The sequence below is a fragment of the Pygmaiobacter massiliensis genome (genome assembly GCF_900199435.1).
In the GTDB taxonomy this organism is placed as follows: domain Bacteria; phylum Bacillota; class Clostridia; order Oscillospirales; family Ruminococcaceae; genus Pygmaiobacter; species Pygmaiobacter massiliensis.
Map to the genome: position 1 here is coordinate 309,180 of NZ_OAML01000002.1, position 15,106 is coordinate 324,285.

The window sequence follows — 15,106 nt, forward strand, 5'->3', positions numbered from 1 at the left end:
ACACCACGCTTGAGGAAGGAGGTGCACATATGGCAGTAAAAGAAAACGCAATTAATTGGGACTCCGAAAAGCCTTACGCTACAGTTTACTTTGAGATCCAGAGTTGGATTAATAAGATTACTAGGATGGCCGAGGCCAATGAAGAATTTAAAATTATAGCTACCAATACTGATGGTTCTATTTTGGCTCGTATTCCTAAGAAGTGTGTCAAAATTCATTTGCCCAGGCAGATGTCAGAAGAGGCACGTAAAGCAGCCGGAGAGCGTATGCGGAAAATGCAAACAAAAAATTAAACAAACTAATAACCATTCAAACTAACAACGCCAGTAGGAACTCGCAAAATAATATCGTCGATGATTCGCTACGTGACTATGGAAGGGAGGATACAATTTATCTCTCATTACATTTTAGTCTCTTCTGAACAGATCTCGCGTATAAACTCTTTCTTGTACATCATCTAGGCAACTGTCATAGCGGTTTGTGATAATGGCGTTACATTGGCGCTTAAAATTTTTCAAATTATTCTCCACTCGGCTGCCAAAAAAGGTCGTTCCCTCCTCTAATGTCGGTTCATATACAACGACGGTTGCGCCCTTGGCTTTGATGCGCTTCATAACGCCTTGGATGCTGGACTGACGGAAGTTGTCGGAATTAGACTTCATTGTCAAGCGGTATACGCCCACGACAACAGGCTTCTCTTTTTCTGCACTCCATACATCATTAGCTTCGTAGCTTCCAGCAATTTCCAACACACGGTCAGCAATAAAATCTTTGCGTGTGCGGTTGCTTTCAACAATTGCCTCAATCAGATTCTCTGGTACCTCAGCATAGTTTGCCAGCAGTTGCTTTGTATCCTTGGGTAGGCAGTAGCCACCATAGCCAAAGCTAGGATTATTGTATTGATCACCAATGCGCGGATCAAGGCAGACACCATTGATGATTTGCTGGGTGTTCAAGCCCTTCATTTCCGCATAGGTACAGATTCTCCGAGTGGTTGTTGCCAATATTGTAAAGCGCATAGGGTGGAATGGGCAGACCGTCCTCGCCATTTTTCTTTTCGGGTGGCTTTTTCATCACGCGAGCGATACCTTCCACAATATCGTCTATGTACGTGAAGTCGCGTTTACAGTTGCCATAGTTGAAGATTTGTATTGTCTCCCCTTTTAGCAGCTTGTTGGTAAAGCCGAAGTAGGCCATATCGGGGCGGCCTGCCGGGCCGTACACCGTAAAGAAACGCAGCCCTGTACAGGGGATGTTGTAGAGCTTGGCGTAGGCATGAGCCATAAGCTCATTGGATTTCTTGGTGGCGGCATAAAGGCTGACCGGGTTGTCCACCTTGTCATCCGTGGAATAGGGCACTTTTTTGTTGGTGCCGTATACGCTGGAGCTAGAGGCATAGACAAGATGCTGCACACCGGGCGCACCGTTATCATAGCTGTGTCGGCAGGCTTCGAGGATGTTATAGAAGCCCAGCATATTCGACTCTATGTAGGCATCCGGATTGGTAATGCTGTAACGCACACCAGCCTGTGCGCCGAGATTAACTACAATTTGCGGCTTGTATTCTTCAAAAATTTGGGAAATCAAGGTTTTATCGGCAAGGTTGCCTTTAATAAAGGTGAAATTCGGATATTTCTCAAGCTCAGCAAGGCGCGCTTCTTTGATGCGCACATTATAGTAAGCGTTCATATTGTCGAGGCCAACAACGATCATCCTCGGCTCCGTTTTTAAGAGCTGCTTTGCAAGATTGGAACCAATGAATCCGGCCACGCCTGTAATAAAAACAATTTTTTTCATCATTTATCCTCGACAGTCTGTAGTCTAGTATCTATCAATTTTTTGACTTTTCTTCTTCAAACTCTTTTAGTGCGTTCTGCACATACTCCGTAGTCAATATTTTTTTACCGTGCCATCAACATCCAAACGGTTGGTGTTGTGGCTGGTGTAGCTTTCATCCGCCATGGTCTGCACTTCACCCTTGACCACAAACTTATCGTAGTTCAAATCGCGGCTGTCGGCAGCAACGCGGTAATATTTGCCCATGTCTTCGCTACGCAGGCGCTCCTCGCGGGCCATGAGGGTTTCATACAGCTTTTCTCCGTGGCGAGTGCCAATGATGCGGGTGCCGTGGTCGCCAAACAGTTGTTGCACTGCTTTCGCCAAATCGCCAATCGTAGAGGCATCTGCTTTCTGGATAAACAAATCGCCCGGGTTGGCGTGCTGGAATGCGAACATAACCAGATCGACAGCCTCATCCAAATTCATCAGGAAACGAGTCATATTGGGGTCGGTGATCGTGATTTCATGGCCGGCACGAATCTGGTCAACAAACAGCGGGATAACGCTGCCACGGCTGCACATAACGTTGCCATAGCGTGTGCAGCACAAGGTAGTGCCGCGCTCGGCGGCGACACGAGCGTTGGCATATACAATATGTTCCATCATAGCCTTGGAAATTCCCATGGCATTGATGGGATAGGCTGCCTTATCCGTAGACAGAAACACGATATTTTTGACATGGTTTTCGGTCGCAGCATGGATAACATTGTCTGTGCCGATAATGTTAGAACGAACAGCTTCCATCGGGAAAAACTCGCAGTTCGGAACTTCCTTGAGAGCAGCCGCGTGGAATATGTAATCAACGCCCGACATGGCATCGCGCAGGCCTTGAATATTGCGGACATCGCCAATGTAGAATTTCACCTTGCTGAAATATTTAGGGTAATCCGCCTGTAGTTCATGGCGCATATCATCCTGCTTTTTCTCGTCGCGGGAGAAGATGCGGATTTCACCGATGTCGCTGGTGAGAAAGTGTTTTAGGACGGTGTGGCCGAAAGAGCCGGTACCTCCGGTAATCATGAGGGTTGCATTACAAAAAGCACTCATATTTATTATCTCCTTAGCTTTTTGAAGAAAAGCAGTAAAAATTTTTTTGAATTATTGCAAAAAAATTCGTCTCTCAATATAACTATTAGTGTAATATAGCTTATCACTCCAACCGCAATCATCTGTAACAGCCCCCAAATATTACAATGTGCAAATAAGGCCACAACACGAATATTCAAGGCCATCACAATGGCGCTAAACAAGTATTTCCATACCCCTCTAAAAATACATCTCGCATTTAGTTGTTTCGTTGCCAAACAAAAAATAATCTGTATAAGAATTCCCGTTATTTCCGCCGTTACAGATCCAACTGCTGCACCGATAGCACCAAATGTCGGAATTGATATTATGTTAATGACTAAATTAGCACAAGCTGCAATCGTCACAGAAATTGTATAGACATTTTGCTGACCTGTTGGTATTAAATAAGAGTAACCTGTAATATGTGCCAAACTAATTGGAATCATAATCATTCCAAATATTCTTAATAGCGGAATAGCCATTTCGTAGCCTTCCCCAAAAAACACCGGAACAAAAATATCCGCAATAGTTATAAGGCCGAGGGTCATCGGTATAGACAACAAAAAGACAAAACGATATCCTTGATACAAAATAGATTTTGCTTCTTCAATTTTGTCTTTTTTATATAAATTAGCAATTCGAGGAAGAACTACTGTAGAGATTGAAGTTACTACCGTTAGCGATATTCGTGCAATTTTTTCAGCCTGTTCATAGCATCCATTTTGATATGTTGATTGCGTTATCCACCCAATCATAGATTTGTCAAGAATAACATAAATTTGAGTGGAAATTGTTGGCAGGAAAAGCAAAAAAATTCCTTTTGCATTTTCAAAGGGCTTTAACTCTGTAGGTTTTCCCACATATCTTGGGACATAAATCCACATTATTAAGTATCCAACGGCATTAAATCCACATGTCATTAAGAGATATAACCAAAGATCTGATTCTGTACGAATAAATAGAAAAATGCATACACAATGGACAAGTCGTACAGCAACACTTCTGGTTACTATTTTTGTAAATTCTTCTATTCCTTGAAATAGCCATGTTACGTCTAAACCCACATTAATAATATTAATACTCAGGATCAAAAAATATATTTTATACTGTTTTGCCGTATCTATGAATAGCCAATACCCAACCAATGTAGCAATCGTTGTAATACCGCGAAAAGCCATTATATTCCAAAACGACTTTGTCATCTTATATTTGTCATCTCGACTGTAAGCAATTTCTCGTTGTCCAAACGAGCTCGACCCCATAACCGCAAACAGCGTAAAATATGTCACAATTGAATTGGTATAGCTCTGAATCCCGATGCCGTTTGCTGTCAGAACACGGGCAAGATACGGTGCCGTTATAAGCGGAACAATAATTGACATCAATTGATTTGCTGTGTTTAATATATAATTTTTCTTTATGCTAGCAGTTTGTTCCATTTCTTATAACTTGTCCTCCATATTAAAAAGTTTCCGAAAATTCTTTAATTACTTCAAGAAAAGCATACTTGTTTGCAATATCTGGTTCCAAGTAGCATCCTTCTCCCCATTCATTCCACGCATTTATAAACACATATGAATTATTTCGACTATCTATCTCTTGTATTCGATTCAGTTGCTTTCGAAAAAAATCAGGCGTTGTATGCGTGTACGTCAACCCCTTATAACTACGCCTTGGGGTGTTATCCCATTGCGGAAAAGCACCTAGGAAAGTATTTCTTTTTAGGTCTTCTTTAGCTTTCGCTCCATTTATATATGGAAGCAACATATTTGAATCAATAATGGATTCTATAATTTCTTTATGAAAAACTTTATTAATTTTTCTAACAGCGTGATTGCGCAGCTTAAAGAATCTTTTTGAAAGGCCTTTCCAACGATTGGAAAGTGTTAATCCCGGTTCAAAATTATAATACGCTTCATACAATTCCGTTCTTTGATCAACGCCTTTTGCTGTTTGACCTGCCACCAGATAAACTCCGTCAAACCCATAATTCATTGCCAATTTGTTCCATACCGCTAACATTTGTGGCATGCATTCAATATCTTGCGCTCTATATATACAAAGCATCGGTCGATTATCTATTTTGATATATCTGCTATCCTTGAAGTATGGGAGCATGTACTCAAAATGCTTTACCCAGTCATCATGTTCACCATAAGTTTGTTCCATAAGGACTTCATTTTGAAGTCCATACCATGTTTTTGTCCATGTTTCATTTGCCCAACAAAAGCAATATTGTATATTGATGTCTTTGTTATTCAGTAATATTTCAGCAGGCTTTTCCATCAATTGTTTGCCGCAAAACCAATATTGATAAATGCAAAATCCATCTACCCCATATTGATTTGCCAACTCCGCTTGCCATTTCCAAGTTTTGTAGCCCTCGCACCTTAAATCATAATAATTATTGTTCAATGGAATTTTGGGTTCTATATGATTTTTAAACAAAGGTTTAGCAGCTTTAACCGCACTCCACTCTGTATAGCCCTTTCCCCACCATCTGTCGTTTTCAGGAAACGTATGGTATTGGGGCAAATATAGTGCTAGAAATTTCATTCCATCCTCCTCATTTTTAGATACCTGCTTGCTCCATTTGACTTGATTTAATTTGATAGCTTTCTTTCATCATTAAGCCTGCAATCAACCAGAAAAACACATCGCAGCTATACGAAAAATAATTCACTTCAAACATCATGTTTCCGATCAAGAGTAAGGTCATAACAGCAAAGCTTTTCAGTCCTTTTTTCATATTCTTCAAAGCCGCCCTAATTAGCGTGAGCAGAACTATAAGGTAATTGAGTCCTCCAACAAAACCACCTTTATAAAACATATCAATCAAAACATTATGCGCTCCTGCACTGTGGCCAGATAACGACTTCATTCCCACACCAAATAATAAATTTGTATCAAACATAGCAGAAAGCATTTCTGCCCAAAGAGTACTGCGGCCACTGGTCCATCCTGCCAATGTAATATTATTACTTCCTTTTGCGAATCCTTGCATAAGAGTCAAAAAGCCCTCATCAGAAATTAGTGCGCCACTGAGGCACAGAACTGCAAAAATCAACCACAAATTATTTATGCGCGTCTTTCCATTTTGTTTATTATGAACAAACAAGCAAACAAACAGTGCAAAACAGACATACAGTATTGCGCCTCTTGATTTTGTTAGTACTATGCCACTTAAGATCACGATTATTGAGCACCATTTCACTCGTTTACTATTTATAAAATAAAAGCTCAAAAGCACTCCTGGAACCAACGCTGTAGCAATGATATTCGAACCTCCGTACGGAATAACCATGGCAATCTTGTACTGTATATCTAAATACTGGTAACCACAAAACAAAGCAGTGTAAACGACCTGTCCGCAAAGCACATATGCAAACAGCAGCAACATCTTTTTGAATACATTTCTATTTTTGTAATCTATATTGCAGTTTATCATTATGATATATGTAATCAAAGATGCTGCTGTACAGGACCAGTGCCAAAAATAATCCATTGTGTCAATTTGAGTTTTTAAAAAGGGGATGGCATCAACTATACATTTAATCATCAATCCAACCGAAACGCTATCAACAATAAACTTTCTACCTTTTAGACAGCTCAAAAAAAGCACAATTGCAAATACAGCCGCCAAAATAAAATGAATAACTATTACATGCCCTTCAATATACGGAACCACCATCGCATAGAAAGCTGTAGCCCCATCATAATTCACAAAAGCTAGTAGTAATAATGTTAGTGCACAATATAAAATTCCGATACACTTTTTAGGATTGAATGTCATTTTATACTCCGTGTTCTCTCAGTAATTCTATATACTTGGCCACATAATTTTCAACCATGGTAGCTTGTGCATACCTCTCGTGGGCTAATGTCTCGATTTTTTTTGCATCCAAATGCCGATGCAGCAGTTCCATCAACTGGTACTGTAATTGAGTGACATTTCCATATTCCACAAAAGTGCTGAATTCTTCAATGGAAATTTGCTCTGGTGCCCCGGCTTTAAACCCCACCACCGGCGTACCGCAACAAAGGCTTTCGGCACAAACCATTGAAAATGTTTCTCGCTTGCTTGTCAGCAATGTAACATCGGCCATCGAATAAAGCTGTGCAAGTTTCTTTTGATCTGTTACTTTTCCGAGCAAAGTCACATTGTCCGGTACGCTTACATCGCCCACACAATCGCCTGCAACAATAAACATAGCCTCCGGCATCTTTTTTGCCAGCTCTATGACATAATAGCCACCTTTAATATGGTTTGGGTCAGCGCTAAATCCAGGCGTTACATGAAGCACCACTTTATTGTTTTCGCAGCTATATTTTTTTCGAAGCTCTTGTGTACCATACGGTTTGAATACAGCTGTATCTACGCCATTCAGAACAACACAGTGCTGTTTTTCCGCCAAAATCGGAGATTTCTTCGCGCGCTCCATCAGCCATGGTGACACGGACACAACCATTAAGTTGTCATCAAACCCGTCAAATGCATCTTTCATTTTTCGCCACATATATCCTGATTTATCGCCCATCATTGACTTAAGCTCCGAGCGATAGCGAGGACAAATAGAGTGACCGCATCCTGTGCGGTTACTCCATTGATTACAATCAATGGAGTAACCGCATCCTCCGGTATACATAAACTCTGCATGCAGCGTCAAAACAGTAGGGATTTTATTGATTTTAAGCCAATTTACTAGTTTATAGATGTTAACGAAATAATTGTTCAAACACTGCAAGTGAACAACATCCGGTTTTTCCGATTTGATAATTTCAAGCAAACGATATGTTGATAACGCACACCCACCATACATTACGCCAGTTACATTGGCCCTGAAATGCTGGATGTGTGAATAGAAATCGTCGCAAAGCTGATAAACATTTTGCTCCGTGGATTTCTGTCTGCGGCCATAGCACACCACGCTTTGCACCCCGAATTGAGGCAACATTTTATGAATATCAGCAACTATTTTTCCCGTACTTCCATAGTCATAAACGCTATTTATCTGTAGTACCTTCATTCAATCTTCCTTTTCAGCGCTGACTCGATTTTCTATCGGGCCTGCATCAATTGCATCTTGCAGCCATTGCCGAACCTTTTTCGGATTGACATCTGCGCTGTGGTTTCTTTTTGCAAGCGCCCTTGCACGCTTCACAATTTGCTGCCGCAACTCTGCATTGCTCAAAATTTCTTCTAAACTGCTTTTTAAATCTTCCGGTCGCGTAATCACATAAGCCGCGCCATTTTCCTTTAAGTAGTCGATGGAAGCAATTCCTTCCGGGCCATAGGCAATCAAGCAAGGTCCATACATCAGCGATTCTGCAATTTTAGTGGATACGGAAAAGCGAACTAAATCCTGGGTTTCCTCTTCAAATGTCTCTGTATGTATAACAGCAACACTATTTTCCATAATCTTGGGAACATCTGATGCTGATACAGAGCCATGAAAAACAATACCAGCACCATTCTTAAGTGGGGTAATATACTCTTCATTAATCGATCCAGAATAAACATCAATACAATGCGGCGTGCTTTCAAACGGTATTGTTGATATTGCTTTTCCCAAATCAATCAATTGCCGATATCTGTTGTAGCCAACATTTCCAATGTAACTCACTTGAGCCGCGTCTGATTTTAATTTCAGTTCTTTGAATTCCGCTGACGTATGTAAAGTGAAGCATTTATTTCTAAACAGCTTTGTATAAGCCTCGTTCATTGTATCACAAATGGTAAAAATTCCGTCAACATCCGCAACGGTTTTTTTCACACTTTTCAAAAAGAGCTTTTGGCGAAATCTTCCCAGGAACTCGGATTTGTTTCGATTATTAATATAATAGTCATCAACGCAGACCATAACCATAGGAACATTAAGCCGTTCTTTAAGCCATTTCGCTATTCTATACGAGAAGGCTCCATCTCCAGATGCAAAAAAAATCACATCTGGCTTTACATCGTCAACCCATTGAAGCAGTTGTGTATTATTCCATTTGCTCAATCCCCATATAATGTCGCGGAGCAGCAATATCCACGCTTTATGCCTTGATCCAACCTTGTACGCATTTCGACTAATTCCTGTGTCAATTCGAGCAGACTCATCACAGTCGCGAACATCAGAGGCCTCTATTTTTGTTCCCGTTCTTTTTGATGAGAATATCGATTTTAAAGCGTCCACATCAGAGAAACGATAATAATCTTGGCATATTTCTGGATTTGTAGGCTTCTCCGAATGAAAATACAGCTGAGCAAGTTCATTCGGCTGAAATCCGGTAAAATAGCTCGTTAGTGTTTTCCCCATATTACTTGTTTTACTAAATACCGTTTGACTGATGACAAGTACCTTCATAACCTTCTTGTTATAACCTCTCATTTCCAATCATAACTTAGCCAAATCCGAATCCGAATCGAAATCAACCTTTCTCGCTAACAGCAATCTCTCTTTTTCTTTTTCAAGAATCCCCAAATCATCGCATGTAAGCACTTCCGGACTATTGCGATTTTCTTTCCAATTCACATAGCACACCGCTGGTCTTGCCTTTTTCACTCCAATCACTCTTCCATAGAGGGTTTGAAAGAAGCTCTCATCTGGCACCAAAGAATGCTTGAAATAGTCCGTATACCATTCATTGCTTTTCAAAAAAAACATCATAGCATCTATGCTATGTTTTGACAGAAGCCACCATTGACTTCCGTAGTAAAATTTTTCCACCCTGGTCCTTCTTTTACAGACATTTGTGGATTTTCTTCCGCCAGTCATAAACCAAAAGAGATGCTTTACCACCTTAATATAGGTATCATTAGATACCATCCAGTTTGGATAATACAGCTCATTTCTCTTCCAATAGCCGCGCTCAAACGACTCCTTGTCTGGAAGGATTTCTATAAAGTCCTCTCCATTGTGTTGCTCCACATATTTTATAATTTCATCCGAAGGGTGCAACGGCCAATCCTGCCCTGACATAAGCCAGATATAATCATATTTTTGATTGGATTGTCTGATTGTCTCGATAAGCCGGAGCGTCGCCTCGACCATTCCAAATCCGCCCCATTGAATATCTACACTGCACACCTTCGGGATAACTGTGATGTTTTTTCCCGAAATGTCATCACGGCTAATCGTACTTTTTCTATCCACGTGAATAAAAAAGGAGATATTCTCATTTTCCATTGCTCGGAGAAGCAAATTGATTTGTTGCACATTTTTATGGCATAACATTGCAACTGCAATTTTCATTAAGCCTCATCCTCCGTTTGAGATTGCAACGCCTTTTTCAGGTTGCTGAAATCAAGATCCAATGACTTTACATTCTGTGGCTTTACAATACTGTCATCGGGATCTCGCAGAAACGTGATTCCTTTACTACCATTCAGCCAATCATTGTAAGCATACAACGATTTCCCTGTACTATTGGAAACGGCAACGCATGGTGTAGATGTAATATAGGAAAATATCATTCCGTGAAGTCTATCCGTAATTACAATTTCACATTCAGCAAACTCTTTTAACTTGCTTATTACAAGGCTCTCTCTGTACTCTCCTGCCACTGGCCGTTCCGTACCGACCGTTGTGTCAAATTTTCTTGTTTTCACCTTGTTTTCTGAAAGGTGTTCAATGATTTTCTTTGTCTGTTCAGGCGTTATCGTCTTTTCCTTATCATCACGCATACACACCCCGATTCCACTTCGGTTTTCAGCAGAAACAGTTCCATTCAAAGAAAAGACAATATCCGGGCACAACTCAATGCACGTTTCAGGAAACAACATTTCCATTTCTTGAAAGGACTTAGAGTCTCGTGCAAATATAATCAGATTTTCATTCGCAGCATAGCTTTTTCGTGCTGCAACTATCTCATGCTTTCCATCCCTATCATTGCTAAAGTAGATTGACTGTGGAAAAACAACAATTCTATTCTGTGGAAAAGCTTTAATAATCGTTCTTCGAATATACTCGTATCTCGGATATAGATTTCCCAGATTTCCGCCACCTTGAAGGACAATTAGATCGCCCGGCTTTATTGTTCTTTTTAGCCACGAAAGATATTGAATAACACTACCTTCTTGGAATTCGTAGATTTCTGCATTGGGGAAGGTATTACTACAGAATTTGCAGATTGCGTATGCGATCGCTTGGTCTCCCAGATTTCCATAGGCTGGCGCATCCAAAAACCATATCTTCATTTTTCCGTCTGATGCGTTAATGTCAGCATTTTTTTGCAAAATGAATTCTTTTGCAAATCTGAGTTTTCCATATTGATCAATCGATAAGCCATCCAAAACTCTGCTCATAATATCTCCCTTCAATTTAGTACTTCTTCAACTTGTTAGTGATCTTTACCCTTAGCTTTTTGGGTGTATGCTGTCTAATCCAGCGGAAAGATCCTAACGCAACCGTATTGACAGCACCTTCGACTGCCATTTTCCGATTAACAGCCTTTTCCTCTTTTTCAGTAAATACCGTATTGTTATCTTGTAATTTCCCGCTCAGGAACTTTTTCATGTCCGGTTGGAGCCATTCACTTCCATCATCACACACGCGGTTTCGCATGCAACTGTATGTTGGAGTGTCCAACGCAGGGATATCACCCAATGTAAGCCATACATGAGAGTTATGACAGTGTGGCTCTGTGCAGTGTGTCCCAATCGCTTCCCACTTAATGGGTTTATCTAAGTCCTTAAAAATATTCTGAATATACTTTCCACAATAGCACTGTCTGAGAATTCCCGTACCAAGATTCAGTGTTGCTGTCCAATACCCTGCATAGCAGAATTCTTTCCGCTTGACATTAAATGTGGACATTTTAAACCTGAACAATTCAGAATCAAAGCTTCCCCATGTTTTGATATAATCTTCTCGGCTCAAACTTGTAAGAATCGGAAGATCCGGATCTGTTTCCTTGCGTGCCACAGTAATGTGGCACAACGCTCCCACTTGTTCTATGCACATTTTTTTAATATCATCAATATAGGGAATGGTTTCATCATTTGGTGTCAACTCTACCGAGAATGAACATCCTGCATTCTTCATTCGATGGACATTATCCCAAAAGGCATCAAATTTATTTAAGCGGCGCAATTCCGTATAGGGGAACGAAAATTTAAAGAGCAAACGTTTTCTAAATTCTTTTGGAAAGTCACAGATTTCCTCGAAGCGTTTAGTCACAGTACCATTTGTGACGACTGCCAGATAGTGTCCTTGAGCCAACAATTCATACAGGACATCTGTCATCTGCGGAGGCAATAGCGTTTCACCGCCGCCACAAAGGTTGAAGTGGCACACACCTCCAAGCCGTTCTTTCGAGAGCGCTTTCCCCATAGTTTTTGCATCGTACATAAAATATGGCAATGCCGCGAGGAACTTATCCTCTTGCGCAATGTAGCAATACGGACACCGAAGATTGCATGTCTGCACCGGTACAGCGATATCAATAAAACGTTTGATCTTATCCATTTTCTTTCCTCTTTCAGTAGTCAAATTCAATATCTTTTGGCAGTCGTCTCAAAACAGCCTCAAGTTTTTGTATCTCACGATACCTTTGGAACGGTTTTTCATGGGCAAAGATTATCAGTCTTTCTTTATATCTTAAACTGCATAATCTCCTAAAGCAGAACCTTTCAAGCCGCATATCCGTTAGCGTGTAGTTCATGCCATTCTGATTGTGCCCCCCGCATATAATTCGAAGGGTATGCCATAACTCAATCGTCCGTCATCAGCACACAGCAGCTCTCTGACTCCCGATTCGTTCATCGCACAAATCAATGAATTTTCAGCGGCAAACTCATGAAGCCGACAAGTTTTCGATATTAAGCCACTTTCGCATAAACATTTCTGAAATCTGCGATATGAATTAACCTCGATTTTTCCATCCACGCGAGCATGATAGCCCACGGACAGCCAGCTTTTACAGCTTTTTATCTCTCGAATGACGGATGGTGTCATCGTTAGATTCTCGTCTTCAAACAAGTACAATGAAAATTTGGCATTATAATCGGTATTTAATTTTTTGAGACTACTGAAAAAAGAGTTTTCAAAAATGGAATTATAATTGTTTTTAATTATTTCAACGAAAGATTCAGGCACATCATCAAAACTAATATGCACTTTCTTTACAGTCATTGGGACGAACAAGTTTTGAATAAGAACAGTATCTACAGCATTTAAGACAAGATGCCCCGCTGTGACTAACCGATTCTTTATTCCCATTATTCTTTCCTTTCCTCAAATCATCTCCTTCTAAATCCTTTTACCGTTCGAACTCCAAATCTTAGGAGGTCGTCATAAACTCCAACAATGTTACTTTCCAGTTTCTTCGTCAGGGCATACTTCTCGTTGGAGTCGTATAACCGCCCTGATAGGAATTCCTTCATATCCTCTGTGTGCCATCCCGCTTCCTCACGGTTTCGCAATTCCGCATACGATGGAGTCTCAATTTCTGGAATAACACCGAGCGACATAAAGTGACTGGAATTCATGCAAAATGGTGAACCGCAATGAGTTACCATCGCTAAAAAGCGAATAGGCTCATCCGGGTTCTTGAATATATCCTGAAACACGTATGAACTATAGCAACGTCTTAATCGCCCATTAGATAGATCAAGATTTCCAGCCCAATCTCCCGCATAGCAGAACTCTTTTCGCTTCACATTAAAGTTCTTCATTGTAAAGCGAAATTGTGGAGAATCAAATTCTTCCCCATACTTTTGATATTCAGCTTCAGTATGTTCTGTTAGCAACTCGATTTTCTGTAAGACTTTTTCTTCCTTGCGAGTCGCTGCCACCTGAGGTTTTTCTCCTACTCGTTCAATACATATATCTTCAATTTCTTGGAGATACGGAATATATTCATCGCACAGGTTGATCTGCACCATAATAGATGCACCCGCTGCACGAACCATATTGACATTGTCGAAAAAAGTATTTAGAAGGCCAAGTCGTTTTAATTCCAAATAGTGAAGTGAAAAGGCAAAATGAAGATGCGAAACATACTCCCCTGCTTTTTCAACTATTTCCTTCAGTCTTTTTTCAATTGTCCCATTCGTGATAATATTCACATAATGGCCATTTTTCAAAATGCTATATGTGATATCTGCAATTTCATTCTGTAAAGTTGTTTCACCTGCACCGCAGATTGAAAAGTACGTTACCACCCCCAGCGATTTTTAGAGATGGCACGGTCAATTTGCTCAGGAGTGTACTTCAACTCCGCTTGCTTCATTTTTCGATTATTTCTTTGGATCACATAGCAATAACTACATTTTAAATTACATGCAGTTACTGGCAATAAGCACTCAACAAATCGCTTAATGGGCATTATTTATTCTCCTCATTTCCTCAGCACTTTCTCAAACACAAACTTCCGCATCCAGTTTGGAGCCAACGCCGACCCATTGCGAATCATGCAACTTTTAATGTACTGGCTGTTTCCAATAAAGCCCTTGTCCTTCATGTACTTGAACAGTCTCGCCTGTGTTTTAGCATACTTCCAACCTGCTCGTCTCAAATACATCTCAGAACCAGCCCTCATATGCAGCAGTGGCTCTTGAATGTTGTAGCCTTGATATCCGGCCAGCAGCATCCGCAGCCAAAGGTAATAGTCCTCCAATAGATAGAAATCCTGATAGGAACCAGCCGCCTCGACCGCCAATTTCTTGTACATCACACAAGGGTGATTGAACGGATTGCGCTTCTTCGCAAACTCCACAATCGCCGCATTGGTTTCAGGCGGAACACGCATCGCATCCACAACCTCTGGATTAGTTGTAAATTCCTCTACGACACCGGAGCAGATGCTCACTTCCGGATGTAAGTTAAAAACAGTAATCTGCTTTTCGCAGCGATTGGGATAAGCAATATCATCACTATCCATCCGGGCGACCAACTCATTCTTGCAATGATTGATACCCTCATTCAGAGCATTGCCAAGGCCTCCGTTCTTCGCCAGCCGGACGACATTCAAGGTATCGCCCATCTCCTGCTGCTTTACTGCAATCACGGCATCCAGCTCTGGATTCAGCGGGCCATCGCACACCAACACAAAATCACCTGTGGGCAGAGTTTGCTCTTGAATGCTCTCGATTGCCTGCCTCAAATACTCTGGTTTCTCTTTTTGGTAGACGGACATGAGAATCGAGTATCCTTCGTATTCACTCATACTCATCAGCGCTAACATTTCCCTCCCACAAAAAACGGTACTCCTC

The 15,106-nt window shown here is 40.9% G+C and carries 12 protein-coding genes and 3 pseudogenes; 1 reads left to right on the forward strand and 14 read right to left on the reverse strand.

The features are described from left to right. Positions 1–29 precede the first annotated feature (29 nt). Complete coding sequence (locus C1A11_RS01515) at positions 30–293, forward strand: hypothetical protein (protein WP_102048670.1); 264 nt, start codon at positions 30–32, stop codon at positions 291–293. A gap of 114 nt (positions 294–407) precedes the next feature. Here the strand turns inward: C1A11_RS01515 and C1A11_RS01520 are convergent. The 14 genes and pseudogenes from C1A11_RS01520 to C1A11_RS01585 form a co-directional block, all read right to left on the reverse strand. Beyond that, positions 408–977: pseudogene (locus C1A11_RS01520) on the reverse strand (UDP binding domain-containing protein); the annotation flags it as partial. A 1-nt stretch (position 978) separates the two neighbouring features. Further along, a pseudogene (locus C1A11_RS01525) lies at positions 979–1,797 on the reverse strand (NAD-dependent epimerase/dehydratase family protein); the annotation flags it as partial. Positions 1,798–1,831: 34 nt separating this feature from the next. Continuing rightward, positions 1,832–2,886 (reverse strand): annotated as a pseudogene (locus C1A11_RS01530) (polysaccharide biosynthesis protein). A gap of 5 nt (positions 2,887–2,891) precedes the next feature. Continuing rightward, entirely contained in the window at positions 2,892–4,346 is a 1,455-nt protein-coding gene (locus C1A11_RS01535) for a flippase (protein ID WP_102048672.1), read from the reverse strand. A 22-nt stretch (positions 4,347–4,368) separates the two neighbouring features. After that, entirely contained in the window at positions 4,369–5,463 is a 1,095-nt protein-coding gene (locus C1A11_RS01540) for a glycosyltransferase WbsX family protein (RefSeq protein WP_102048673.1), read from the reverse strand. A 16-nt stretch (positions 5,464–5,479) separates the two neighbouring features. Further along, positions 5,480–6,700: an O-antigen ligase family protein gene (locus C1A11_RS01545; RefSeq protein WP_102048674.1), complete on the reverse strand. Its 1,221-nt coding sequence runs from the start codon at positions 6,698–6,700 to the stop codon at positions 5,480–5,482. Position 6,701: 1 nt separating this feature from the next. Next, a complete protein-coding gene (locus C1A11_RS01550) occupies positions 6,702–7,934 on the reverse strand; it encodes a glycosyltransferase (RefSeq protein ID WP_102048675.1) in 1,233 nt (410 codons plus the stop codon). Further along, positions 7,935–9,257 (reverse strand): glycosyltransferase family protein, encoded by a 1,323-nt coding sequence (locus C1A11_RS01555; protein ID WP_102048676.1) that lies wholly within the window; start codon positions 9,255–9,257, stop codon positions 7,935–7,937. 30 nt (positions 9,258–9,287) lie between these two features. Further along, on the reverse strand, positions 9,288–10,145 hold the full coding sequence (locus tag C1A11_RS01560) for a beta-1,6-N-acetylglucosaminyltransferase (protein ID WP_102048677.1): 858 nt from the start codon (positions 10,143–10,145) through the stop codon (positions 9,288–9,290). After that, complete coding sequence (locus tag C1A11_RS01565; protein ID WP_102048678.1) at positions 10,145–11,197, reverse strand: polysaccharide pyruvyl transferase family protein; 1,053 nt, start codon at positions 11,195–11,197, stop codon at positions 10,145–10,147. The genes C1A11_RS01560 and C1A11_RS01565 overlap by 1 nt, the downstream gene beginning before the upstream one ends. Positions 11,198–11,213: 16 nt before the next feature. Further along, on the reverse strand, positions 11,214–12,359 hold the full coding sequence (locus tag C1A11_RS01570) for a radical SAM protein (protein WP_102048679.1): 1,146 nt from the start codon (positions 12,357–12,359) through the stop codon (positions 11,214–11,216). 192 nt (positions 12,360–12,551) lie between these two features. Next, complete coding sequence (locus C1A11_RS01575; protein WP_102048680.1) at positions 12,552–13,112, reverse strand: hypothetical protein; 561 nt, start codon at positions 13,110–13,112, stop codon at positions 12,552–12,554. Between the two features lie 20 nt (positions 13,113–13,132). Next, complete coding sequence (locus C1A11_RS01580) at positions 13,133–14,056, reverse strand: radical SAM protein (RefSeq protein ID WP_102048681.1); 924 nt, start codon at positions 14,054–14,056, stop codon at positions 13,133–13,135. A 176-nt stretch (positions 14,057–14,232) separates the two neighbouring features. Further along, positions 14,233–15,078: a glycosyltransferase gene (locus tag C1A11_RS01585; protein ID WP_242965780.1), complete on the reverse strand. Its 846-nt coding sequence runs from the start codon at positions 15,076–15,078 to the stop codon at positions 14,233–14,235. Positions 15,079–15,106 lie beyond the last annotated feature (28 nt).